Here is a 24199-nt window from a genome sequence, read left to right on the forward strand (position 1 = left end):
TACAAAACTTAGTGGTAATTAGTTTTTGTTTTCGTTTTTGTGAATTTTTATATGTTTATTTGCATTGTCTAGAAAAAGACCTAGTTACGTCTGGCATTAACACAATATACCACCTCCCCTAAGAAATGGAAGATTACAATAAAGTGATTGAATCACTGGGAGTTCGTTACATCAAAGCGAAAAATCTGGTATTGCAGCAGCCCTTCACTGTTCGTAATTCTTACGATATGGGGAACAACCTTATTCTATTACATAAGGGCCGCATCGCTTTCGGGGATGAGGAACAAGTGATAGAAGAAGGCGAAATGTTGTTTATCCCAGGTGGCCGCGCTACACGCGTGAGCTACGGCCAAAGCGGCGGTAAGCTCATCAGCAACGACGACCTGATTACCAACAAAGACAAGTTCTTTCACTCCAATTCCGACCTCGACCTGATTGGTGACGCTGAGGAAAGCCATAGCTTCGTGAGCTTCGAAGCCAAGGTGTTTGACTCGGTTAACTTTTTCTCTTCGCTGGATGTGCCGGCTTTCGTTATCTCCAATAACTCCAAGCTGGCTAACCTGGTCATTAAGGTAGTAGAGGAAAGCCTACAGGACCTCCCCGGCCGCGAGCGACTGATTACGATTTACACCGAGAATATTGTGGTGGAAATTGTACGTTACATCTTGAAAAACAAGATGTTCGTAGAGCAGCTCGCTACCAACAGCACCTACTTCAAGGACCCGCGCCTCATCGACCTGTTCAACTACATCAAGGAGAACATCGGCGGCGACCTGTCCAACAAAGTACTGTCGGGCGTAGCAAACGTGAGCGAAGATTATGTGGGGCAATATTTCAAAATGCTGACCGGCATTAATCCGCAGGACTACATCGAATACCAGCGCATGGAGCGTGCTGTGTTCTTGCTACGTACTACTAAGAAGAGCATCCGCGACATCGGCAAAGAGGTAGGCTACAAGGATACCGCGTATTTCTGCCGTCGTTTCAAGATGATGTTCGGTATTCCTGCCGGTAAGATGCGCCGTCGCGAGTCGGCTATGAACATCTAAATCACGGATTTGGTCGGGTTTTTCGGATTCCGCGGATTTTGTGGACGATTATGATGCAAATAAGAACGCCCGGCCTTAGGCCGGGCGTTGTTGCGTTACTGGGGTAGGAATTGGCTGACGTTATTCCGTAAGAGTAGCATTAAAGCTATGTACGAGTTGCGCCATTTCAGCCAGAAAGCCGGGGTCTTTTTCGATCTGATTGCCAACCACCAGCACGTCGGCGCCGGCGCTGAAGGCGGCATGGGCTTTCTCAGTGGTGTTGATGCCCCCGCCCACAATAAGTGGAACCTCCACGGCGGCTCGCACGGCGCTAATCATGGCCGGTGTGATGGGGTAAAGAGCGCCACTGCCGCCATCCAGGAAAATCAGGCGAAGGCCTAGCTGTTCGCCAGCCATGGCGGTGCAGGCAGCAATAGCGGGTTTGTCGTAGGGTAGGGGAGTGGTGCCGCTCATATAGCTGGCTGTGGTCTGTCTACCCGTATCTACCAACATATAGCCAGTAGGCAGTATTTGTAAGCCGCTTTGTCGGAGCGCGGGTGCTGCAATAACATGTTGCCCGATCAGAAACTCCGGATTGCGACCCGAAATCAAAGACAGTAGCAGAATGCCGTCGGCCTGCGCATCTAGGTGCAGGCTATGGCTTGGAAATAGCACCACCGGCACCGAACTACGGTGTTTTATAAAACGAATGAGGGTAGCCTGGTGCGTTGTTGTCACCAAGCTACCGCCCACAAAAAAGTAATCTATTGGATGTTGTTCACTTAGCGTCAGCAACTGCTCGCAACCGGCTTGGTCTAGCTGGTCGGGGTCGAGGAGAACGGCCAGCGCCTTCTGGCCGCGCAAGCGACGGGTTACAAACGTATCATACAGCGGGTCGAGGCGCATGCGCGTCGTCGTGGTGGTAAGTAAAATCAATATCCCGGGTTTCCGGCTCGGGAGGAGTGGCAAGGTCGGGATTTTTGACCAGAGGCAAATATTCTCCTACCTTTTTCGCAGCGTAGGCCATCACTACGGCCGTAGCTTGCGCCATCAGCATCTTACCCGTATCCGACTTCAGGAAAGCCTGCACGCCGTCGGCGAGGATAGACGAGAAGCCGGAGCCTTCGTCGTCTGGCTCCGCTGCCTGGTAGTGAGGTGCGGAGAAGCGATTGGGCTGCGGCGGAAGCGGGGGAAACGGGTCGGCCTCAGGCGCGTCGGTGTGGTATACATCGGGGGCCAGTTGGGCCGGTCGGCCGTGGCTATGTGAGGCGGTGAGCGGTGCGCTACCAAAGCCCAGGTCGTCCGTTACGGCGCCTACCCCTAGCGGAGCGCCGGATTTCAGGCGCTTCTTTTTCTTCCGGCCTTTGGAGCCAGCAGACAGCTTTTTGGCCGATGACTTGCTGCTACCAAATACCTTGCTCAGCAGCCATACGCCGCTGGCTACTCCTGCCCCAACAAGCGCAATCTTACCTACCTTCCGGGTTTTCTCTTTGATTTCTTCCACGTCACCCATCAGGGCGCGTTCGTATTCCAATTTCTGACGCTCCAGAAATTCTCTTTCGTTCTCAAACAACGGATTATGTAGCTCAGCCATGCGCGTTATGCTTGACGCTTATCAGATTTATAGATCGTGTTGTCCAGCAGCCTATCGGCTACTCCCTGAAACACTTTTTTATCGACGCCGACCAAAAAGATGATGAGCAGCAATAGGTAGAAACCTGCTACGATGCCGAAACCCCAAAACGGACTATCGAGCGCCGAGTTGAGCGCCAGGCCTGCAAAAACGCTCACGAAGATGAGGAAAAACAAACCGATTACGGCCATAGTGATGCCATGTGCCGCCCCCACAAAGGCCGTCTTTGCTTTCTCTTGGGCTTCCAGCCGAAGGATATCGATACGTGTATCGAGGTAGCCTTTCAGATTGCCGAAAAGGCTATCGTTGTGGGGTGTTTTAGCGTCGTTGTTGAAGGCCATACGGCGGAAAAAAAAGATGGCAGATAGATAAAGCTAGCAGCAGAACGCTGATTTGGCCGTTAGGAAAGCGGATCAGCCAAATGGTTTGTCATACGCAAAAGCAACTATCACGTCTGAATTTTGCGTTATTTTTACTGATAACTCCCGCACTTTGAGTCAGAATCACTATCACGTACTGGGTGTAGCGGCCACTGCCACGCCCCAGGAAATAAAAGCAGCGTATAAGCGCCTGGCAGTGCGGTACCATCCGGATATGCACGGCGGGAGTGCACAGTTTGAGGAAGAGTTTAAGGCTGTAGCGGCTGCTTACCAGGTGCTATCGGACCCCGGCCGCCGTGCTACCTACGACCACCAATTACGGATGGTCGTACGCCGGGCCGAGGAGCAGCGCCGTACCCAGCACTACCGGGCACACAGCCAGCATGTGTACGGCGTACCCATGCCGCCGCCCGCACCCCTGCGCACCCGTCCACCCGCTGGCTCCGCTGAGCGGTACTACCGCCCCATTCCTAAGCGCCGCCGCTTTACTCGCCGCGACTGGTGGCTCTTGGCTGGTTTCATCGTAGGGCTCGTGCTGTTTTGCGTGTCAGTGAAAGTAACGCTGGATTATGTGTCGGCTACCCGTAACTACCGCTACGGGCTGCGCGCCTACACCAATCGGCAATGGAATATGGCGCGCAGCTATTTCTCAAGTGCCATTGCCTTCCGCCCTACCTATGCCGCGGCACACCGGCGCCGGGGCGAGATTGAGCACTACATCAACCACAACTACACCGCCGCTCGGGCCGACTATCAGGTAGCACTGGCAGAGGAACCAATAGGGCAAGGTGCAGCGGCTTTGTGGCTACGGCTGGGGCAGTGTGAAGCGCAGCTAGGACTTTCGCAGGTGGCCGCTACCAGCCTTACCCGCGCGCTGCAACAAGACTCTTTACTGAGCGATGCTTACCTGCTACGGGGCGAAATCCGACTGTTTGAACAGCGGCAGTTTGCAGGCGCCATCCGGGATTTCTCTACCGGCTTGCGGCAACGAACCGCCGCGGGCTGGTCAGTAGACGTGAAGCCGCTAACCTATCGCGGATTGGCTTACTACAAGCAAGGTAATTACGCTGCTGCCCGCACCGACTATCGGCGAGTGCTGCTTCTTACCCCGCAGAATGGACAAGTACATTTCTTACTAGGCCGGTTGGCGCAACAGGAAGGCAATACCGGGGCTGCCTGTGAGTTTTTTCGTCGGGCCGTGCGTCTGGGGTATCTCTATGCTTCGGAGGCAGTACAGGAGTGCCAGTAACAAACCAGCGTTAACAAAAAAAGGCCTCTCTGCTAAGCAAAGAGGCCTTTTTCGGTGTGGTAACAGTTGGAATCGAACCAACGACACCAGCATTTTCAGTGCTGTGCTCTACCAACTGAGCTATGTTACCAGCTTTCCGGCAGCGCTGAGCGCCTTGGGAGGCACAAAAGTAGTAAAGAGATTGAGGAATGCAAGCGCTGATAAAAAAAATATGCTGGGGTGTTTTTCGTGGGCAAGTTTGCGTACTCTAAAATCACTGACATCATCCGGCCGAAAAATCTTTCCGGCAAAAAGGGTAAATTTGTTAGGCATAACGAGTATTTTTCGGTCCCACCAATTCCACTCCATCCCGTGACCATCCAGAACATTATTTTTCTTCTCGTTGTCCTCGCCGGCTTTGGGCTGTTTGCGTGGCAGGTACGAAAGATTCGCGCCAATATCTCTCATGGTCGCGACCGGGACATGTCCGGCGACGTAGGCGAGCGACTTAAGAAAACCCTGCTTGTGGCCTTCGGGCAACAGAAGATGTTTAAGCGCATCACGCCGGCACTATTACACTTGGTAGTATATGTAGGCTTTATCGTCATCAATATTGAAGTAATCGAGATTCTGATTGACGGACTTTTTGGAACACATCGGGTGCTGGGTTTTGCCGGTGGTTTCTACAGCGCCCTCACAGCTACCAATGAGGTGCTGGGCGCATTGGTTATTGTTGCAGTAGCTGCATTCTGGTGGCGCCGCAATCGGGCTGAGCCGGTTCGGCGCTTCCGAGGTACTGAAATGCGCGCCTGGCCCAAACTCGATGCCAACATCATTCTGTATGTTGAGGTGGTATTGATGGTAGCGCTGTTTGTGATGAACGCCGCAGACCTGAAACTGCACCAAGTAGAGGGTGCTACCTTACCCGGTGCGTTCCCGATTGGTAGCTGGTTAGCTGGCTTCTTACCGGATAATGCGACTACGCTACACGTGCTGGAGCGCGTGGGCTGGTGGGCGCATATTGTGGGCATACTATTGTTCCTGAATTACTTGCCGAGCAGCAAGCACTTCCACATCATCATGGCTTTCCCGAACGTGTACTTCTCACGGCTAATGCCGCAGGGGCAGTTCTCGAATGTGGATAGTATCACGCACGAGGTGAAGGCCATGATGGACCCTACCTACCAAGTGCCTACTCCCCCGGCTTCGGAGGGTGCCGAAGCTGCCCCTACCACCTTCGGGGCGAAGGACGTGAACGACCTAGCTTGGACTAACCTTCTGAATGCCTACTCCTGCACAGAGTGTGGCCGCTGCACTTCGGTGTGCCCAGCCAACCTGACGGGCAAGCTGCTTTCACCGCGTAAAATCATCATGGATACGCGCGACCGGATGGAGGAGAAATACAACTCTCCTCTAATTTTTGACCCGGCGCTCTATGGCCCCGCTGCCAAACACGAACCGCAGGAACAGCTCGATAAGGAAAATCACACGCTGCTGCGCGGCTACGTGACGCCTGAGGAGCTGTGGGCCTGCACTACCTGTAATGCTTGCGTAGAGGCCTGCCCAGTGAACATCAATCCGCTGGAAAGCATTATCGAAATGCGCCGCTTTCTGGTGTTGGAAGAGTCGGCGGCGCCCAACTCGCTGAACGTGATGTTCTCGAATATTGAGAACAATGGCGCCCCCTGGGCCTTCTCGCCCTCCGACCGCTTCAACTGGGCCGACGAACTGTACGTGGCCGAGAAGGCATAAAAGAACGTCATGCTGAGCTTGGCGAAGCGTAATCTAACGAAGCGGTAGAGATGCTTCAGCAAGCTCAGCATAACGTCTCACTAATTAAAACTGACAACTGTCAACCAACTATAATGGCTGAACAAACTGCCAAGCGTCAAATAGCTGTTCCTTTGATGTCTGACTTCGCCGCCCGTGGCGAGGAGCCCGAAGTACTGTTCTGGGTAGGCTGCGCCGGCGCGTTCGACGACCGGTACAAGCGTGTAACCCGTGCCTTTGTGCGCATTCTGGAGCACGTGGGCGTGAAATACGCCGTGCTGGGCATGGAAGAAACCTGCACTGGCGACCCTGCCAAACGAGCCGGCAACGAGTTTCTGTTTCAGATGCAGGCTATGCAGAACATCACCACGTTTGAGGGCTACAACGTGAAGAAGATTGTGACGGCATGCCCGCACTGCTTCAACACCATCAAAAATGAGTACCCGGCGTTGGGCGGCAACTACGAGGTGATTCACCACAGCACCTTCTTGCAGCAGCTCATTGATGGGGGTAGGGTGAAGCTGGAAGGCGGCGAGGCATATAAAGGCCGGCGCATCACCTTCCACGATTCCTGCTACCTGGGCCGCGCCAACAATATCTACGAAGCACCCCGCGCTGTGCTCGAAGCCCTAGATGCCGACTTGGTAGAAATGAAGCGCAGCAAAGCCAATGGGTTATGCTGCGGTGCCGGTGGTGCCCAGATGTGGAAAGAACCAGAGCCCGGCAAAAAAGATGTCAACGTTGAGCGGACGGAGGAGGCACTTGCGACCCTCGATGGCAACGCCGAAGCACTGGCACATATCCAAGGCAAAGAAAGCGGGAACGAAGGCGCTACCCCTGCACCCAAACAGAATAATCAGGGTAGTATCATTGCCGTAGGTTGCCCGTTTTGTATGACCATGATGGCCGATGGCGTGAAAAACAAAGAGCGCGAAAACAACGTGCAGGTATTTGATCTGGCCGAGCTAGTGGCCTCGGCCGAAGGCCTGAACGCATAGGCTATATACCGCCTAAAAATCCCCATCTACACAGCCCCGACGGAACTTCCCGCCGGGGCTGTTACTTTGTCAATAAAAACGAGCGGTGTACGTTATATGAGCACCGCTTTTGCTACTTCGCTTATGTACGTTTCCTTCGACCAACTGCCGCCCGAGGCGCGCATCTGGATATACCAGGCCAACCGACCTCTGACTGATGCCGAGCTACTGCGTGTGCAGCCCGCTCTGGCGCAGTTTGCCACCGCCTGGACCAGCCACGGCCGCACCTTGCATGCCTCAGCTGCCATTTTGCACCACCAGTTTCTGGTTATTGGTCTAGACGAAGCCGTGGCCGATGCCAGCGGGTGCTCCATTGATGCCTCCGTGCGGTTTGTGCGTGAGCTGGAAGCCGCTTTAGGCGTAGAGTTGCTGGAAAAGTCGCGGCTGGCGTTTCTAGTCGATGGCGAGGTGCGCTTGCTTGATCGGCGTGAGCTACGTACGGCTGTGGCTGAAGGCCAGCTCCGTCCCGATACGCCTTACTTCGACAATACCATTGCCCGGCACGCGCAGCTGGCACAAGCATGGCCCGCGCCGGCTGCCGAAACATGGCTAGCGCGGTATTTTGCGGAGAAATAATGCGAAAGTAAAGCAGTCAGGTGCTGGGTTATGTCCGCGCTATTTCTCCCAAAACCTAGTATACTTGTCTAAGCCGCGCTAATCAGTCGGCTTTCCTCTCTTATTTCTTGCCTACCGGCAATCTATCCATGCGAAAACTTATTTACTTGTGTGCTGTAGCCGGTTCGGCGGGATTACTGGGTGGCTGCGCTACGGCGGGCGGTGGGAGCAAGGCTGATAAGCGTTTTACGCGCGGCGAATACGAGCCGGCTATTGAGCTATACAAGAAGGACTTGGCAAAAGGGCGCAACGCAGGGTATGCCAATCTGCGCATTGCCGAGTCGTACCGCCTCTCAAACCGCATAGGCGAAGCAGAGCCGTACTATAAAGCTGCCCTCGATGCCAAAGTGCGTAGTGCCGATGCGCCATTTTATTACGCATTGGCCCTGAAAACCAATGGCAACTACGACGAAGCCGCGCAACGCTTCGCGGCCTACGCTGAAAATGGCAGCAACCGCACATTGGTAGCTCGCGCCGAGCTAGAAGCCAAGAATAGTAAGCTGAGCCAGGAGTTGGCCGCTACCCGCACCCGCGATGAGGTGCAGCCCGTGGCCCAGCTGAATTCAGCTTCCTCTGAGTTCGGCGCCGCTTTCATGCCCCAGACCAAGGAACTGGTGTTTGCGTCGGGTAGGGAAGGCAAAACGTACTTGGGCAATGGGTTAGGGTTTAATGACTTGTATGCCATCAAGTTTGATGACGAGAATACGATGAGTGGCGGTACCGTACGCAAGCTGGCGGCCCCCATCAACACCTCCGACATGCACGAGGCTAGCGCCACCTACACGCCCGACGGGCGCTTTATGGTGTTTGCGCGTTCCAACAACGGTACCAAAAAGCAGGCGAAACTCGGCCTGCAAAGCGTTGACTTATATATGTCGGCCTACCAGAACGGAGCCTGGACGGAGCCGGAACTGGCACGGGGCCTCAACAGCCGCTCGGCCGACGACTTTTCGCCCATGTTCTCGCCTGATGGCAAAACGCTCTACTTCGCCTCCAGCCGCAGCGGTGGGCAGGGCGGTACCGATTTGTACAAGGCAGCGCTAAGCGAAAACGGTCGTTTCTCGCCGCCCGAAAACCTGGGAGAACAAATCAACACACCCGGCAATGAGAGCTTCCCGGCCGTAGCGCCCGATGGCTCGCTCTACTTCTCCTCTGATGGCCACGCCGGCTTAGGCAAGCTCGATATTTTTGTGGTGGAGAAGGGCAAAGTCAAGAACTTGGGCGCACCCATCAACAGCCCTGGGGACGACTTTGCGCCCTACCTACTCACCAACACGACGGGCTTGTTTGCCTCAGACCGCAGCGGCGGACAGGGAGCCGACGACCTCTACTCCTTTAAACGCAACCTGTTTAAGGAGGTAGTCTTTTTCGTGGATGGTACCGTGCAGACGCGCCCAGCTAGCGGTGGCGCTGTGCAGCCCCTTGGTGGCGAACCAGTGGCGGTGTACGCAAGAGGGCAGAAACTACAAGACGTGACGGCCGACGCCAATGGCAAGTTCAGCTTGAAGCTGGATTCGGCCACGGCCTACTCGCTGGTGGCCGAGCGCTCGGGCTACTTTACGGCGCGCCAGGGCGTGACAACGGTAGGCAAGCGTCCCCCGCAGGACCAGCTCACCAACGACCTAACGGAAATTCGTATTCCGGTGACGCTGACGCTGACGGAGATTGTGAAAAATAAGGCCATTGTGGTAGAGAATATTTTCTACGATTACGACAAAGCCGATATCCGGCCGGATGCGGCTGTGGAGTTGGACAAGCTGGTAGAAACGCTGACAGACAATCCAAAAATTACCATCGAACTCAGCTCCCACACCGACTCGCGGGGTAAAGACGCCTACAACATGGCCCTTTCGCAACGCCGGGCGCAGTCGGCTGTGGACTATATTGTGTCGAAGGGCATTGATGCCAGCCGCGTGACGGCCAAAGGATACGGCGAAACCCGACCTGTAATCAAAAATGCCAAAACGGAGGCCGAATATCAGCAGAACCGCCGTACTGAGTTTAAGGTGACGCGTATCGCCGAATAAGAGGTAAGTTATTCATTACCAGAAAAAAGTCTCGGCAAACTGTCGAGACTTTTTGTATTTTTAGTTCAGCTATAAGGCAAGTAAGGCTCTAATGCATCGTTGAAAAAGAAAGTCGCTTCTGGCACAATACTTGGCTTTTATAGCACGTAATTGTTTTGCAGTCTGCTCTCCCTTCTCCTCTCCTTATTCTCTACTGCCATGAAAAAGCTGCTCTCTGCTTTTGCTTTGCTACTGCTCTTGTTGTTAGGCGGAAAGCTACACGCAGCGCCGGCCGTAGTCAACTTCTCGTCGGAGCGCGGCGTGGCGTTTCAGCTGATTTTTGATGGTCGCCCGCTTACGCAGCCCGGTGCCCGTGCCGTGCGCATCGACCGTCTGGCATCAGGTTTTCACTGGGCCGAGTTTCTGATTCCGACCGGCTACGGGCGGGTGGTAGCTTATCGCACCCGCGTGCTCCTCGACCCTGGCCTGGAAAGCAGCTATGTGCTGCTGGCGCGCCCCGGCTATGGGTTGCAGCTGCGAAAAGTGGCGGAAGCGCCCATCCGGCGCGGGTATAGCATTGGGGAGGCAATGCCCTACCCACCCGCCACACCCTACGGCCAGTACCCCGACGACTATGGCTACCGTCGTAACGGCAATGCCTACCCTAATGCTAGCCCCGCACCACAACCAGTACCGGGTGCGGCCTACCCCGGCGGCCACGGCTACCCACCAAATGCAAGCAACCAGCCCAACGATTCGTACCAGGCGCCTAATGCGCCCTATCCTAACCAAGCAGGTAGCCCTACCCCCAATTACCCCGGCAGCGGCAGCTACAACAACGCCCTCCGTTACCGCTCGCTCATGGCAACAGAAATAACGAGTCTTGCTGAGTCGATGCAGCGCACGGCTTCCGACGAAACCCGGCTCAGCCTGGCCCGCCAGACCATCAACCAAGCCAGCATCCAGAGCAATGACTTGGTGCGTCTGCTCCAAACGCTCAGCATGGAAGGCTCCCGCCTGACGCTGGCCAAATACGCCTACCCTTACGTAGCCGACCCGCAGAATTTCAGCCGTGTGTATGATGTCTTCGACTTCGAAGCCAGCATTCAGGAGTTGCAACGTCTGAGCGGCAATAGTCAGTAGGGCTGAGATAGGGAATTAATACAAACAGCAAGGGCTTCTGCGTATCGCAGAAGCCCTTGCTGTTTGGCGTGGGTAGCAGCTTAAAACTCACTACTCACCATTTCAAAATTTCACCACTTACCGCAGGCGGTCCATGCTGCGCACTAGTTGCTCGTCGCGCCGGATAAAGCGGTTGGCCAGGATATTTAGCAGCAGCGCCAAGGTAGGGAGGTAGAAGCCGGCATGAAAACTGCCCGTGAGTTTCAGGTTCAGCATTTGCTCGCCTAGGGTAGAGTAGTAATAGCTGGTGCCAATGGTGCCGAGCATGAACAACAGGTTCAGCAGGCCCAGCTGCAACTGTCGCAGACGGCTGCGGTACTGGAAAATCTCGATGAAAGCTATAGCCGAGGCGGCCGCAGCCAGCGCCGCAATAGGCCAGGTGTTGGTAGAGACGGACATGCCCGGGTCGGAGGGGGCATAGCCTAGCTCGAAGGCCGTGAGCACGAGGTGTTGCCCAGTGGTAGGGTCGGTTTTGCTCCAGATTGGTAGAAATAAAACGCTGCCCATTGCCAGGGCTAGCAAAAGCAGGAATACGCTTTGAATTCTTTGTATCATCTTTGTAGTTGAACAGTTTTGGGCGGGTGCTAACAGGTACCGAAGCCGCAAAAGTAGCCAACAACGACCGGAATAACCGCACAACCCTTCTGATGTCTCAAGCATATATCGTGGACGCCGTCCGCACCCCGATTGGTAAATTTGGCGGCGCACTTAGCAGCGTCCGCCCCGATGATATGGCCGCGCACGTCCTGCGCGAGCTGATGCGCCGCAATAAAAGCATCGAGCCTGCCGCCATTGAAGACGTAATTATGGGCGCCGCTAACCAGGCTGGCGAAGACAACCGCAACGTGGCTCGCATGGCCGCCCTGCTGGCTGGTCTACCTCTGTCGGTACCCGGCAACACCGTGAACCGCCTTTGTGCTTCGGGCTTGCAAAGCATTATGGACTCGTTCCGGGCTATTCGAGCCGGTGAGGGCGACGTGTATCTGGCGGGTGGCTCGGAAAACATGACCCGTGCGCCCTTTGTGATGGCGAAGTCCGTTACGGCGTTCGGCCGCGACTTCACCGCCCACGACACTACCCTGGGCTGGCGCTTTGTGAACCCCAAGCTCTCGGCCATGCACTTGCCCTACACTATGGGCGAAACCGCTGAGCACGTGGCTGCTAAGTACGGCATCACGCGTGAAGAGCAGGACCAGTTTGCTTATGACACCCAGCGCAAATACAAGCACGCCTATGAGAAAGGTCGTTTCCGCAAGGAGATTGTACCCGTGTTCATTGCGCAGCCCAAAGGCGATACGGCTTTGTTTGATACCGACGAGCACCCGCGCCTATCGAGCATGGAAAAGCTAGCTACTCTACGGCCGGCCTTCATCGAAAATGGCACCGTAACGGCTGGCAACTCGGCGGGCATCAACGATGGTGCCGCTGCCGTGTTGGTCGTAAGTGAAGAGGCTTTGAAGCGCTACAACCTGAAACCAATGGCCCGCATTGTGGCCTCAGCCGTGGCAGGCGTTGATCCGGCCTATATGGGTATCGGGCCGGTGCCGGCTACTCAGAAAGTGCTCCAGCGCGCTGGATTGACCATGAACGACATTGATCTGATTGAGTTGAACGAAGCTTTTGCCGCTCAGAGCATTGCCTGCATGCGCGACCTAGACTTAGACCCCGCTAAGGTGAACGTGAACGGTGGCAGTATTGCCATTGGGCACCCCCTGGGCTGCGCCGGCGCCCGCATCACAGCCACGCTGCTGCACGAGATGCAGCGCCGCGAAAACGTCCGCTACGGCCTCGTGACCATGTGCGTAGGGGTGGGGCAAGGCGCTTCGGCCATTTACGAGAAGCTGTAATTAATTTGCTGATAATTGATGTGCTGATGAGTTGATGCTTCTGAGTTAAACGGTTCAGAACATCAACTCATCAGACATCAGCACATTGCCTTGCGCTACTTTCTTCATCTTGCCTACGACGGCACGCGCTTTCATGGGTGGCAGATTCAGCCGGGCACGCTCACGGTGCAGCAGGAGCTGGACCGGTGCCTGTCGCAGGTGCTGCGGCAGCCGGTGTACTCGCTGGGCAGTGGCCGCACCGATTCGGGGGTGCACGCCAGCCATCAGGTAGCGCACTTCGATGCGGTGTTGCCTGCGGGCCTCGACCTCGATACGCTGCTCTACCGCCTCAACCGTGCCCTGCCCGCCGATGTGCGCGGCTACCTCGTGCATCCGGTGCCACCCACCGCGCATGCCCGCTTCGACGCGCGGATACGCACCTATGAGTACCACGTGCGCCTCGTGCCCGACCCCTTTGCCGCCCCCCACGCCCTCTACCTCGACCGCGCCCCCGACGTAGCCGCTATGAACGAGGCCGCTGCCGCCCTCATCGGCGACCATGATTTTACCAGCTTTTCTAAGGTAGGCGGCAGCGAAAAGCACTACCGTTGCCTTTGCTATGAGGCTGGCTGGCACCCCACACCGGGTGGCGTGGTGTTCCGCATCCGGGCCAACCGCTTTGTGCGGGGCATGGTGCGGCTGGTGGTAGGCACTCTGCTCACGGTAGGCAAAGGCAAGCTGACACCCAACGAGTTTCGGCAGGTGTTTGAGTCGCTGAACCGGGTGCACGCTAGCGGCGCTGCCAAGGCGCAGGGGCTATTTCTGTGCCGGGTGGAGTATCCGGCAGAGTTGGTGCCCGCGGAGCTGCTGCCCACAGGGTTGCCGTATTTTGCGGGGTAGGCTCAGGATGACAAACGTATTCACTCGCATCCCATAGCAACCCATAACCTTCCCCGTATACTACTGGTTAGCTAATCGATTCCCCTTCAAGTTTATATTCCGTGGAGCAAACCACTACTGCCACCAAAACCGGCAATATCTTCGATTGGCAGGTGCTGAGCCGGCTGATGGCGTACGTGCGACCCTACCGACGCGTCTTCTATTTCCTCATCTTTCTGACGGTTGCTACGGCGGCCCTGGGCACTTTACGGCCCTTTCTGATTCAGAAAATGGTCGATGTCAGTATCGACCAGGGCGACATGACTGGCGTGAACCGTATGTTCACTTGGTTGATTGTGCTGCTCGTTGGCCATACACTGGTTAGTTACCTACAAACCTACTATGGCGGCTGGCTGGGCCAGTACATTGTGCGCGATATCCGGGTAGACCTCTACAAGCACATTCTCGATTTACGCCTGAAGTTTTTTGACCGCACACCCATCGGCGTGCTCGTAACGCGCAACATCTCCGACGTAGAAACGCTGTCCGACGTGTTCAGCGAAGGACTGGCGGCCATGATTGGCGACATATTGCAGCTGGTGTTCATCATCGCCTTTATGTTTTACATCGATTGGCGCCTGACGCTGGTAAGCTTGTCTGTGATTCCGCCGTTGCTGTTCAGCACCTATGTGTTCAAAGAGAAGGTGAAAAAGTCATTTCAGGAGGTACGCACGGCCGTGGCCAGCCTCAACTCCTTCGTGCAGGAGCACCTCACGGGCATGAGCGTGGTGCAGATTTTCAATAACGAAGCCCGCGAACAGCAAAAGTTTGAGAAAATAAACCAGGAGCACACCCGCGCCAACATCAAATCGGTGCTCTACTATTCGGTGTACTACCCTGTAGCTGAGGTATTGGGTGCCGTGGGTATCGGACTGCTGGTATGGTACGCAGCGCAAGGACAGATTGAGGGTACCATAACCAAAGGAGCCCTGATTGCTTTTATCCTCTATAATAGCTTGTTCTTTAGACCTATACGCCAGATTGCCGACCGTTTCAATACGTTGCAGCTCGGCTTGGTAAGCACAGAGCGTCTGCTGAAACTCCTGGACAGCAAAGAACTAATTGCCGATAACGGTACCTACCTGCCCACTACCCTGCGTGGCGACGTGCGCTTCGACCACGTGTGGTTTGCCTACAACGAGGAAAACTACGTGCTCAAGGATATCAACTTTGAGGTGAAAGCCGGTCAGACCATCGCATTTGTAGGTGCTACCGGCGCGGGCAAAACCAGCATCATCAACTTGCTCTCCCGCTTCTACGACATCAACAAAGGCACCATCAGTATCGATGGTCACGACCTGCATGAGTACGACTTGAAGGCCCTGCGCCAGCAAATTGGGGTAGTGTTGCAGGACGTGTTCTTGTTTGCCGGCTCCATTGCCGATAACATCACGCTCGGTAACAAGGATATTACGGAGGAGCAGATTTGGGAAGCTGCCGAGTTGGTGGGTGCCCGTCGCTTTATCGAGCGCCTACCCGGTGGCTTGCACTATCAGGTGATGGAACGCGGTGCTACTCTCTCCGTCGGCCAGCGCCAGCTGATTTCCTTTGTGCGCGCCATGGTCTACCAGCCGCGCATTATCATTCTGGATGAGGCCACGTCCTCCGTCGATTCCGAAACCGAAGAGCTGATCCAGGAGGCCATTGACAAACTGATGGAAGGCCGCACCTCGCTGGTTATTGCCCACCGCCTCAGCACCATTCAAAAAGCCGACCGCATCATTGTGCTGGATCGGGGCGAGATTCAGGAGTCCGGCACGCACGAAGAGCTGTTGCGCCGCGGTGGTTTCTACGCCCAACTCTACCAGATGCAGTATGTCAATGAGTAGTGAAATGGTGAGTAGTAAGTTTGACGTTTTTCTTGCTCTATTTTGTAAGCTGCCCCATCAGAGCACAAACTCACTACTCAACACCTTATAATTTCACCTCTTATGACTCGTTGGCTTTTTTTAGGGCTGTTACTTGTATCGTTAAGCGTGGCCGTGTGGTATGCCTACCTGGGTGGTTTCCGCAGTCCAGATGTACAACTCACGACTACTACGCAGCCCATTTATCTGGCTGGTCGCTATTTCGAAGGCAAAGCAAATAGCGCCGAGTTTGGCCCGCTGTTCCGGCAGGCTCAACAGGCGCTAGACAATGGCCAACTGCGCGGCGCCCTAGGTAACATCTACTACAGCGACCCCGAAGCCTCCGACGATACCGTGCGGGCTTTCGTGGGCCTAGTAGTAGCCGATACTACCTCCCAAAAGCTACCCGCTGACTACCGCTACCGCACGTTCCCAGCCGGGCAGCGCGTAGTGCAGGCGCGCATAGACGCCAGCTATATGGTAGCGCCGGATAAGCTCTATTCGGGTGTGAAGAATTTTATGCAAGAGCAGAAGCTAACTTCGGCTAAAATCTATTTGGAACAGTTTCCAGTTGATGCACCGGCAGAGGTAATAGCATTAGTAAAATAACAAATACCTCCTAAGCAGACGGCCCCAACAGGATATCCTGTTGGGGCCGTCTGCTTAGGAGGTATTTGTTAGCTGCGACCTAAATAAATAGACCCTCCTAAGAATAGAGAGCTTAAACCAAAATTTGTATAGAAATAGCTATTAGATGATCTGAATCCATCTTTCTTTTGTGTGACACAATTATAATTTAAACCACCTACGGAAAGCTCTATACCTATTTTTTTTACTGGAAAGAAAGTAATTCCAGGAGAAAAATTAGCATAAAACCCCTGTGAGCGACCATTATTGCTAACTATTACAGAGTTGTTGAAATAATCGTAATCATGAATACTGAAATAATTATTTGTATAGCCAGCACCAAGTTGTCCATACACCGCAAATTTATCGTTTATAAATCTGTAGTAACGCGCAACAGGTCCTAAAGACACTACACGTTCTTTTCTATTATATGTGCGGTCAAAAAATTGACTTGGATTGTTGTAACGGCCAAATTGAGCTTGTTTATATCTGTTAATATTAATACCTGTATTTATCCCTATGGATAAGTTTTCGCTTATAAAATAGCTTGCAATTGGTTGTATACTTAATGAAGACGAAGTGTAATTGTCATTGACGCCTACAGTTGCTGGTGGTATCTCATTCTTAGTAGTTGATCTTCCGTAATTAACACCACCTCCTATTGAGACAGTCCCGGCAGAAATTTGAGAATATGCATTGAGTGAAGCTCCACTAAGTAAAGCAGCACTCAGGATTATTTTTTTCATAAAGAGAAAATTTGATGAATATATACTACCACTAACGATCCTTCAGAAAGTATATTGTAAAATATATGTATATAGTATTTTAAATAAGAACGGCCCGCTAAGCATTACGCTTAGCGGGCCGTTCTTTATAGCCGGAATAAAAAGAAAAGTCGGGGTGGCAGGATTCGAACCTACGGCCTCGTCGTCCCGAACGACGCGCGCTACCGGGCTGCGCTACACCCCGAGTTGCTGGTGCAGCATAGGCATCCAACTAGTCAGGAAATTTTTGCTAGCGGCCGAAAAAAGCCGCCGAACCAAGGTTCGGCGGCTTTTCGAGCCGGAAGCTCTTCTGTCGGAGTGGCAGGATTCGAACCTACGACCTCCAGCACCCCATGCTGGCGCGATACCAGGCTACGCTACACCCCGATAGAATTGAGCTGCAAAGGTAAGAGAAGATTTGATATTGCCGCAATATTTGGAAGAAAATAAATGCTTATTTTTGCATTTAAGAGCAGGTAGGCTAGCGACATGTTGGGAATTAGATAGTTAGATGATAGTTATTCTTGGCAATGGTTTTGCTGTTGATAGAGAAAGCTCAGTAGTCTTTGAAGTCGCGAATAAATACAATTCGTACTTTTGCTTTTGAGTTATAGTTGTACATGTTTAACGCAAAAACCGATATGAAAATAGTTATATCAATGCTAGCGAGTATGCTCTGTTTAGTGTTGGCTACCACTGCTAATGCCCAAACAGCCACCAAGCCGGTAGCAACTGCACCCAAGAGTGTACCCGAACCGGTTGCCTTGGTAACGGATAAAATGGAAGCCCCAGCATCTTCTTCTGACGCTGTAAAAGTGAAAGCAGAGATAAATCCCGTTAGCAAGCGCCTGACCGTGCGCACAGACGTGCCTGGTCCAGTTCGAGTAGAAATCAACGACGACGAAGGCCGGCCTGTGTTGACAAAAGATATGATTTCGGGCGACAAAGCCGCTAACATCGACGTGAGTCGCCTACCCTCTGGTTTCTACATAGTGCGTTGCACCAGCGGCGAACGAAGCGGCGTCCGCCGTGTGCACCTGGGGCAGTGAGTGGTGAAATGGTGAGGGGTGAGATGGTGAGTTAAAAAATGTGCGTGTCATCCTGGGTAAAGCGAAGGACCTTATGGCAGTTGAACGATTATCGTATTAGCGACTCGTTCCAACGTGATAAGGTCCTTCGCTTTGCTCAGGATGACACGCACATTTTTTAACTCACCATCTCACCCCTCACCATTTCACTATCTACCTACGCCTCTTCGCTTTGCAGCTGGCGTTCGTAGAGGGCGCGGTATAAGCCGTCGGTTTCGGCCATGAGGACGTCGTGGGTGCCGTGTTGCACAATCTGGCCGTCGTCGAGCACCAGAATTTCGTCGGCCAGCTTCACGGAGCTGACGCGGTGGGAGATGATAAGGCTGGTACGGTTCTCCATTACCCGTTGCAGGCTGTTGAGGATGGCGTTTTCGGTGTTGGTATCTACGGCCGAAAGTGAGTCGTCCAGAATCAGAATCCTGGGCTCCTTTACTAATGCCCGCGCAATGCTCACACGCTGCTTTTGCCCGCCCGAGAGCGTAATGCCCCGTTCGCCTAGTTTCGTATCAAACCCCTCCGGAAACTGTACAATATTGTCGTACACATTGGCGTCTTGAGCGGCTTGCCTCATGCGCTCCTCGTTGGGATTATCGAGGCCGAAGTTGATGTTATTGCGGATGGTGTCGGAGAACAGGAACACGTCCTGCGGCACGTAGCCAATCTGGCTGCGCAGCGACGTGAGGGCGTAGTCGCGCACGTCGGTAGCGTCTACAGTAATTGTGCCCTGCGTCACATCATAGAGGCGGCAAAGAAGGGCCGCCACAGTGCTTTTGCCCGAGCCGGTATTACCGATGACTGCGAGCGTTTGCCCTGGCCGGATGCGGAACGACACGTCGCGCAGAGCTTCAATGCCGGTGTCGGGGTAGGTGAACGACACGTGGTCGAATACGATGTCACCCTGTATTTCGCGCTGCACATTATGGTGGGAAATAATATCCGTTTTCTCGTGCAGAAACTCGTTGATGCGGGCCTGTGAGGCCTCGGCACGCTGCACCAACGACGACGTCCAGCCCAGGGCCGTCACGGGCCAGGTAAGCAGGTTCACGTAAATCAGGAACTCCGCGATGCTACCCGTAGTGATGGTGCCGCGGATTACCTCCTGGCCGCCTACCCATACGGTGATGATGGTGCTGAGGCCTACCAAGAATAGAATCAGCGGGAAAAACAGCGAGTTCACAAAGTTCAAACTCAACGATTTCTCCTTATAATTCTCGCTGGCTACCGTGAACTGCCGGTGCGAGTCTTCCTCGCGCACAAACGACTTCAACACCCGAATGCCCGAAAAGGCCTCCTGCACAAACGTGGTCATGCCGGCCAGGGAACGTTGAATTTCGTCGGATTTGCGCTGAATGATGTTGTTGATGTAGAAGATGCTGACGCTTAGGATGGGTAGGGGTAGGAGCGTATACACAGTCAGCTTCACGTTCACCATCAGCATGAGCGGCACAATGAGCACAAACAGGATGACCAGTTGCAAGAAGTACATAATAGCTGGCCCAATGTACATGCGCACGCGCCCCACGTCCTCAGAAATGCGCGACATCAGGTCGCCGGTGCTGTGGCGGCGGTAGAAGGAGAGGGGTAGGGATTGATAGTGCTGAAAGATTTCGTTCTTCTGGTCATTCTCAATCAGGCGCGACATCACGATGAGTGTTTGCCGCGTGTAGAACAGAAAAATGCCGCGTAACACGGCCAGCAGGATAATCAAAATGCCGTAGAGCAGCACGTTACGCCCGAATAGCTTATACACGCTGCTTTGCGCCTCGGTGCCGGCATAGAGGTGGTAGAGGTCGATGCCCTCGCTCACGAGGTCGAAGGCGTAGCGCACGATTTGGGCCGGAAAAATGGCCAGCAGCGTGCTCAGGGCCACAAACAGCACGCCGCCGAGGAAATGCCATTTGTAACGAAACAGGTACTTATTGGTAGCGGAGAGGGCACTCACGGGTAGGAGGGAAGTGGTTTAGCAGTTTGAGTAGTAGAAAGTTAAAAAGCAGGCAAACGGTTTTCGGGATGCCCGGTAAGTTGGGTATGGCCGAGGCTAATCGGCTAGCTGCCAAACTTCTAAACAGGTAGGAAAGATACGCGCTGACTAGCCTTAATCGGAAAAAACCGGTACTTTTGCGCCCGAATTGCGGGGCGCTGTACCTCCACGATGCGTACGTTTAACACCCCGCGAAGGGTAGGATGGCCGCACTGTTCTGGTAGGCGCTGCGTATACGCTCCGAGCAGTTTACTGCTCAAAGATACCTACCCCGTCCCGCTTTTCGCTCAGATTCTCAACCTCATCAAGATCAGCATAAATGGTGCTGATTTCATTTTCATACAATGCTCAACCGACGCACGCTCCGCATTAAAGTCATGCAGGCCCTGTATGCCTACCACCAGGCCGTAGGATCTGATTTTTTGTTGGCAAATGACCGCATCGCGGAGGCCTTTGCGCCCGATCTGAACTCGCCCGAGCCCCAGGACCGGCGCAAGCTGCAAGGGCAGCGTAAGCTGGCCGAAGTAATCTTCAAAGAGTGGCACAAAACCGGCAGTGAGCCGGAGCAGCAGCCCGACGATGCCGACGTGCACGAGGCTGTGCGCGATGCCATGAAGTATTACCAGCAGCAGAAAACCAAGGACGGCAACTTCTACGGCGGCCAGCTGGTGCACAATGCCGAGAGCATTCATGACCAGTATATTCACCTGCTGAACCTACCGGCGGCGCTGCTGCGGGTGCTGGAAGAGGAGCAGGAGCGCGGCAACCGCCGCTTCACGGCGCCCAAAGATGCTCCGCTGGACACGACCCGCCTAGAGCAAAACCAGGCCGTGCAAAAGCTCATCAACAACAAGCAGCTGCAAGACCTCACCATCCGGCGCAAGCTGCTCTGGAACGGCGAGGAGGAAATGGAAGCCCTGCGTACCGCCTGGCGCAACGAAATAAAGCAGGATGCGGAGGTGCTGAGCTACCTGGCAGCCCCGGCCGGCGACTACGCCGCCGACCAGGAGTTTCTGAAATACCTCTACAAAACCTATGTGTTCAAAGGCGAGGAGCTGCCGCGCCAGTTGGAAGAGGATGATCTGAACTGGGAGGAAAACCGCCCGGTGGTGAAGAACCTGACGCTGAAGACGGTGAAAATGCTGGACGAAGCCGCCGATGAGAACCTAGAGCTAATGTCGTTGTCGGCCAACTGGCAGGACGACAAGGAGTTTGCCCAGACGCTCTATCGCCATACCTTGGACGAAGACGAGCGCTACGAAAAGCTGATTGCCGAATCGGTGCAGAACTGGGATGTGGAGCGCGTGGCTTTGCTGGATAAGATTATCCTGAAAATGGCCCTGTGCGAGATGCACCTGTTCCGCAGCATTCCGGTAAAAGTGACCATCAACGAGTACATCGAAATCAGCAAGCTGTATAGCACGCCTAAGAGCAAGCAGTTCGTGAACGGCATCTTGGACAAGCTGGCGCAGGACCTCACGGCTAGCGGCGCCATCCGCAAGTCGGGTAGGGGCTTGCTTGATAACCAGTAGATTCTGTCTGAAAGGGCGAAAAAAGCGAGAAGCGCACGTTTTTTGTCTCAATCCCATCGTTAAGTTTACGTTTTTCGTACCAACAGGAAACAAAACGCCGCTTTTTCCACCCTTCTACTCCAACTCCTCACCTAATATGAGCAGCAAAACCACCACTGGTATTCTGTGCTTTGCCGGCGGTGCCCTCACCGGCGCCGTATTTGGTATACTATACGCCCCCGAGAAAGGCCGCGAGGTGCGCAGCTGGTTTAGCTACCAGCTGGAGCGCTACCGCGAAACCCTGGCCGACCTCACCGAAAACCTGGTGACCAGCCGGGTAGACGCCGGCCCAATGTCGGCCAAATCGGAAGGCCAGCGCGTGATTCAGGACGCCAAAACCAAAGCCGAACAGCTGCTCGGCGACGTCGACCAGCTGATCAACCAAATCAACTCGCGCAAAACGATTTAAGCGCCCTACCCTGCAAAAGGAGCGGATGAAGGAATGAGAAACCGGTACTAGTGTCCGCCTTCCTCGTTCCTTCATCCGCTCCTTTGTTTCTTTGTGTCTACCCCTAACCAGGTAGGCTCTCCGGCCAACCACCGGCCGGCCTAGCAGCTTGCCGGGCCGCGTGCTCTACCTACGCTAATCTACCCTTCTCTAATGCACACTGTCACTCTTATCCCTGGCGACGGGATTGGTCCCGAAATCACGAAAGCCGTAACCGATATTTTCGCGGCGGCGCAGGTTCCCGTTACCTGGGAAGAGCACAACGCCGGCCTGACGTCCTTCGAGGCCTCAGGTGAGCTGCTGCCCCAGGCTCTGCTCGACTCGCTGGACAAAACCCGCGTGGCCCTGAAGGGCCCGCTCACCACGCCGGTAGGCAAGGGTTTTCGGAGCATCAATATCATGCTGCGCCAGAAGTACAACCTGTACCAGAACGTGCGCCCGGCCCAAACCACGCCTGGCATTAAGTCGCGCTATGAAAACGTGGACCTGGTGCTGTTCCGAGAGAATACCGAGGGGTTGTACTCGGGTCTGGAGTATTACGATGACCGCCTGGGTATTGCTGATTCCATCTCGCGCGTAACGGTAGAGGGCTGCCACAAGATTGTGCGCGCGGCCTTTGCTTACGCCGACAAACACGGCCGCAAGAAGGTGACGCTGGCGCACAAAGCCAACATTCTGAAACTGGCTGGCAAGCTGATGCTGGATGCTGGCAAGGAAATTTCTGCCGAGTACCCGCACATCACGTACGAAGACAAAATCATCGACAACATGTGCATGCAGCTGGTTATCCGGCCCGAGCAGTTCGATGTAGTGGTAACCACCAACTTGTTTGGTGATATTCTCTCCGACCTGTGTGCTGGCCTGGTAGGCGGCCTAGGCGTGGTGGTAGGCGCCAACATCGGCGACGATGCAGCCATCTTCGAAGCCGTGCACGGCTCAGCCCCCGACATTGCCGGCCAAGGTAAAGCCAACCCTACTGCTTTGCTGCGCTCTGCTCTGATGATGCTGCACCACCTAGGCGAGAAAGATCATGCTGCCCGCATCGAAAATGCGCTGAACAAAACTCTGCAAGAGCCCGAAAAGCTAACCGGCGACCTGGGTGGCAAGGCTTCCACCAGCGAGTTTGCACAAGCTATTATTGACAATCTGGCGTAAGCATACGCGGCTTTCGCTGGTGCTGGCACGGATGTCAAATGCCAGAAGAAAGTCGTAATTTTGGTTTCACACCCATTTTGTAAGCTGCGCAGCAGCTGTTATTTACCTGTATGAAACGCACTTTTTTTTCAACTGCGCTGCTGGCCGCTACCCTGCTGATGGGAGCTTGCAGCCAGGACAAGCCGGCTGAGGTAGGCACCGAGGGTATGAATGCCGCCGCCGCCGATGCCAACGCTGCCGCCAACCCCACCGTGGACAACCCCAACGTGATGGGCGAAACGGAAGCACCTAACCCCAACGCGCCGGTAATGACTTTCACGGAGCAAGAGTTTGACTTCGGTGACATCAAGCCCGGCGACGTGGTGAAGCACACGTTTGAATTCACCAACACTGGTAAAACGCCGTTGGTGATTGAGAATGCCCAGGCTAGCTGCGGCTGCACCACGCCAGAGTGGACCAAAGAGCCTGTAGCGCCCGGCGCCAAAGGCACCATGCAAGTGCAATTTGACAGCCACGGCAAAACCGGCATGCAGAACAAGCAGGTAGCAGTTCGCGCCAACACCCAGCCTAGCATCACCCAGATTGCCATCAAAGCCAACATTTTGTCTGACGGCGCTAACGGTCCGGTGCGCTAGTCGTTTTTGTGGCGCACTGGTGCGGGAAGCCGTCTGGGCGGACAGGTGCGTATAGCGTACCTCTACCCCGGGCGGCTTCCCGTTCATTTGGGCGTCTTTCTCCTTTTTTGATTTCTTTTCTATGCTACTCACTCTTCTACTCCAAGCTCCCGGTGGCGGGGGCATGACCCAATTTCTGCTGCTGGGTGCCATGTTTGTGGTGCTGTATTTCTTCATGATTCGGCCCCAGCAGAAGCGGGCCAAGGAGGCCAAAATCCTGCGCGACTCTCTCACGAAAGGCGCTAACATAGTAACCATTGGAGGCCTGCATGGCAAAATTGTAGACGTAGCTGAAAATTCTGTCGTAGTAGAAGTCGACAAAGGCACTCGCCTGACATTTGACCGCACGGCTATTGCCCGGCAGCTGTAGATAGTGCTAATTGTTGGTGAAATACGTTTG

At 54.4% G+C, this 24199-nt stretch carries 24 protein-coding genes and 3 tRNA genes; 17 read left to right on the forward strand and 10 right to left on the reverse strand.

Annotation, left to right across the window (positions count from 1 at the left end):
* The first annotated feature begins 125 nt into the window (after positions 1 to 125).
* On the forward strand, positions 126 to 1049 hold the full coding sequence (locus H8B15_RS15530) for a helix-turn-helix domain-containing protein (protein WP_185281889.1): 924 nt from the start codon (positions 126 to 128) through the stop codon (positions 1047 to 1049).
* A gap of 120 nt (positions 1050 to 1169) precedes the next feature.
* Here the strand turns inward: H8B15_RS15530 and H8B15_RS15535 are convergent, their stop codons facing one another.
* From H8B15_RS15535 to H8B15_RS15545, 3 genes are read right to left on the reverse strand one after another with little or no spacing between them, the layout of a single operon-like run.
* Positions 1170 to 1934 carry a geranylgeranylglyceryl/heptaprenylglyceryl phosphate synthase gene (locus H8B15_RS15535; protein ID WP_187320625.1) on the reverse strand — a complete coding sequence of 255 codons (765 nt, stop codon included), beginning with the start codon at positions 1932 to 1934 and terminating at the stop codon, positions 1170 to 1172.
* Positions 1912 to 2622 carry a hypothetical protein gene (locus tag H8B15_RS15540; RefSeq protein ID WP_187320586.1) on the reverse strand — a complete coding sequence of 237 codons (711 nt, stop codon included), beginning with the start codon at positions 2620 to 2622 and terminating at the stop codon, positions 1912 to 1914. The genes H8B15_RS15535 and H8B15_RS15540 overlap by 23 nt, the downstream gene beginning before the upstream one ends.
* Before the next feature lie 5 nt (positions 2623 to 2627).
* The gene (locus H8B15_RS15545; RefSeq protein WP_187320587.1) at positions 2628 to 3002 is read right to left on the reverse strand and encodes a phage holin family protein; all 375 of its coding nucleotides are present in this window, start codon (positions 3000 to 3002) and stop codon (positions 2628 to 2630) included.
* Positions 3003 to 3153: 151 nt separating this feature from the next.
* Between H8B15_RS15545 and H8B15_RS15550 the strand changes: the two genes are divergently transcribed.
* Positions 3154 to 4290, forward strand: coding sequence for a J domain-containing protein (locus H8B15_RS15550; protein WP_187320588.1), 1137 nt, complete (start codon positions 3154 to 3156; stop codon positions 4288 to 4290).
* 57 nt (positions 4291 to 4347) lie between these two features.
* Here the strand turns inward: H8B15_RS15550 and H8B15_RS15555 are convergent.
* Positions 4348 to 4420 (reverse strand) — tRNA-Phe (locus H8B15_RS15555).
* Complete coding sequence (locus tag H8B15_RS15560; RefSeq protein WP_187320630.1) at positions 4411 to 4737, reverse strand: hypothetical protein; 327 nt, start codon at positions 4735 to 4737, stop codon at positions 4411 to 4413. The genes H8B15_RS15555 and H8B15_RS15560 overlap by 10 nt, the downstream gene beginning before the upstream one ends.
* A 15-nt stretch (positions 4738 to 4752) precedes the next feature.
* Between H8B15_RS15560 and H8B15_RS15565 the strand changes: the two genes are divergently transcribed.
* The 5 genes from H8B15_RS15565 (at position 4753) to H8B15_RS15585 (ending at position 10840) form a co-directional block, all read left to right on the forward strand.
* Positions 4753 to 6021 (forward strand): 4Fe-4S dicluster domain-containing protein, encoded by a 1269-nt coding sequence (locus H8B15_RS15565; RefSeq protein ID WP_246455525.1) that lies wholly within the window; start codon positions 4753 to 4755, stop codon positions 6019 to 6021.
* 155 nt (positions 6022 to 6176) lie between these two features.
* Positions 6177 to 7037 (forward strand): (Fe-S)-binding protein, encoded by an 861-nt coding sequence (locus H8B15_RS15570; RefSeq protein WP_187320589.1) that lies wholly within the window; start codon positions 6177 to 6179, stop codon positions 7035 to 7037.
* A 96-nt stretch (positions 7038 to 7133) separates the two neighbouring features.
* Complete coding sequence (locus H8B15_RS15575; RefSeq protein WP_246455526.1) at positions 7134 to 7652, forward strand: hypothetical protein; 519 nt, start codon at positions 7134 to 7136, stop codon at positions 7650 to 7652.
* Between the two features lie 128 nt (positions 7653 to 7780).
* Positions 7781 to 9718, forward strand: coding sequence for a CHU_0125 family OmpA-like outer membrane integrity protein (locus H8B15_RS15580; RefSeq protein ID WP_187320590.1), 1938 nt, complete (start codon positions 7781 to 7783; stop codon positions 9716 to 9718).
* Positions 9719 to 9916: 198 nt separating this feature from the next.
* Positions 9917 to 10840, forward strand: coding sequence for a proline and serine-rich protein 1 family protein (locus H8B15_RS15585; RefSeq protein ID WP_187320591.1), 924 nt, complete (start codon positions 9917 to 9919; stop codon positions 10838 to 10840).
* A gap of 117 nt (positions 10841 to 10957) precedes the next feature.
* On the opposite strand, the gene H8B15_RS15590 is transcribed toward H8B15_RS15585, so the two are convergent.
* A complete protein-coding gene (locus H8B15_RS15590; protein ID WP_187320592.1) occupies positions 10958 to 11434 on the reverse strand; it encodes a DUF4293 domain-containing protein in 477 nt (158 codons plus the stop codon).
* Positions 11435 to 11526: 92 nt separating this feature from the next.
* Here H8B15_RS15590 and H8B15_RS15595 point away from each other — a divergent pair, with 92 nt between their 5' ends.
* The 4 genes from H8B15_RS15595 (at position 11527) to H8B15_RS15610 (ending at position 16100) form a co-directional block, all read left to right on the forward strand.
* On the forward strand, positions 11527 to 12726 hold the full coding sequence (locus H8B15_RS15595; RefSeq protein ID WP_187320593.1) for a thiolase family protein: 1200 nt from the start codon (positions 11527 to 11529) through the stop codon (positions 12724 to 12726).
* Positions 12727 to 12816: 90 nt separating this feature from the next.
* Positions 12817 to 13605: a tRNA pseudouridine(38-40) synthase TruA gene (gene truA, locus H8B15_RS15600; RefSeq protein ID WP_187320594.1), complete on the forward strand. Its 789-nt coding sequence runs from the start codon at positions 12817 to 12819 to the stop codon at positions 13603 to 13605.
* 167 nt (positions 13606 to 13772) lie between these two features.
* Positions 13773 to 15473 carry an ABC transporter ATP-binding protein gene (locus tag H8B15_RS15605; RefSeq protein WP_187320628.1) on the forward strand — a complete coding sequence of 567 codons (1701 nt, stop codon included), beginning with the start codon at positions 13773 to 13775 and terminating at the stop codon, positions 15471 to 15473.
* Positions 15474 to 15575: 102 nt separating this feature from the next.
* A complete protein-coding gene (locus H8B15_RS15610) occupies positions 15576 to 16100 on the forward strand; it encodes a hypothetical protein (RefSeq protein WP_187320595.1) in 525 nt (174 codons plus the stop codon).
* 68 nt (positions 16101 to 16168) lie between these two features.
* Here the strand turns inward: H8B15_RS15610 and H8B15_RS15615 are convergent, their stop codons facing one another.
* From H8B15_RS15615 to H8B15_RS15625, 3 genes are all read right to left on the reverse strand, one after another.
* Positions 16169 to 16864 carry an outer membrane beta-barrel protein gene (locus H8B15_RS15615; protein ID WP_187320596.1) on the reverse strand — a complete coding sequence of 232 codons (696 nt, stop codon included), beginning with the start codon at positions 16862 to 16864 and terminating at the stop codon, positions 16169 to 16171.
* A 149-nt stretch (positions 16865 to 17013) separates the two neighbouring features.
* A tRNA-Pro gene (locus H8B15_RS15620) sits at positions 17014 to 17087 on the reverse strand.
* Positions 17088 to 17195: 108 nt separating this feature from the next.
* Positions 17196 to 17269: transfer RNA gene (locus H8B15_RS15625), tRNA-Pro, on the reverse strand.
* Positions 17270 to 17553: 284 nt separating this feature from the next.
* Here H8B15_RS15625 and H8B15_RS15630 point away from each other — a divergent pair.
* Positions 17554 to 17931 (forward strand): T9SS type A sorting domain-containing protein, encoded by a 378-nt coding sequence (locus tag H8B15_RS15630; RefSeq protein WP_187320597.1) that lies wholly within the window; start codon positions 17554 to 17556, stop codon positions 17929 to 17931.
* 196 nt (positions 17932 to 18127) lie between these two features.
* Here H8B15_RS15630 and H8B15_RS15635 read toward each other — a convergent pair whose 3' ends face one another.
* The gene (locus tag H8B15_RS15635) at positions 18128 to 19912 is read right to left on the reverse strand and encodes an ABC transporter transmembrane domain-containing protein (protein ID WP_187320598.1); all 1785 of its coding nucleotides are present in this window, start codon (positions 19910 to 19912) and stop codon (positions 18128 to 18130) included.
* Positions 19913 to 20295: 383 nt separating this feature from the next.
* Here H8B15_RS15635 and nusB point away from each other — a divergent pair, with 383 nt between their 5' ends.
* From nusB to yajC, 5 genes are all read left to right on the forward strand, one after another.
* The gene (gene nusB / locus H8B15_RS15640) at positions 20296 to 21483 is read left to right on the forward strand and encodes a transcription antitermination factor NusB (RefSeq protein WP_187320599.1); all 1188 of its coding nucleotides are present in this window, start codon (positions 20296 to 20298) and stop codon (positions 21481 to 21483) included.
* 136 nt (positions 21484 to 21619) lie between these two features.
* Positions 21620 to 21931, forward strand: coding sequence for a YtxH domain-containing protein (locus tag H8B15_RS15645; RefSeq protein WP_187320600.1), 312 nt, complete (start codon positions 21620 to 21622; stop codon positions 21929 to 21931).
* 192 nt (positions 21932 to 22123) lie between these two features.
* Positions 22124 to 23125, forward strand: a complete 1002-nt coding sequence (locus tag H8B15_RS15650; RefSeq protein WP_187320601.1) for an isocitrate/isopropylmalate dehydrogenase family protein — start codon at positions 22124 to 22126, stop codon at positions 23123 to 23125.
* A gap of 110 nt (positions 23126 to 23235) precedes the next feature.
* Positions 23236 to 23760: a DUF1573 domain-containing protein gene (locus H8B15_RS15655; protein ID WP_187320602.1), complete on the forward strand. Its 525-nt coding sequence runs from the start codon at positions 23236 to 23238 to the stop codon at positions 23758 to 23760.
* Between the two features lie 121 nt (positions 23761 to 23881).
* Positions 23882 to 24169 (forward strand): preprotein translocase subunit YajC, encoded by a 288-nt coding sequence (gene yajC / locus H8B15_RS15660; protein ID WP_187320603.1) that lies wholly within the window; start codon positions 23882 to 23884, stop codon positions 24167 to 24169.
* Positions 24170 to 24199 lie beyond the last annotated feature (30 nt).

The organism is Hymenobacter citatus (genome assembly GCF_014333615.1).
Classification (GTDB): Bacteria; Bacteroidota; Bacteroidia; order Cytophagales; family Hymenobacteraceae; genus Hymenobacter; species Hymenobacter citatus.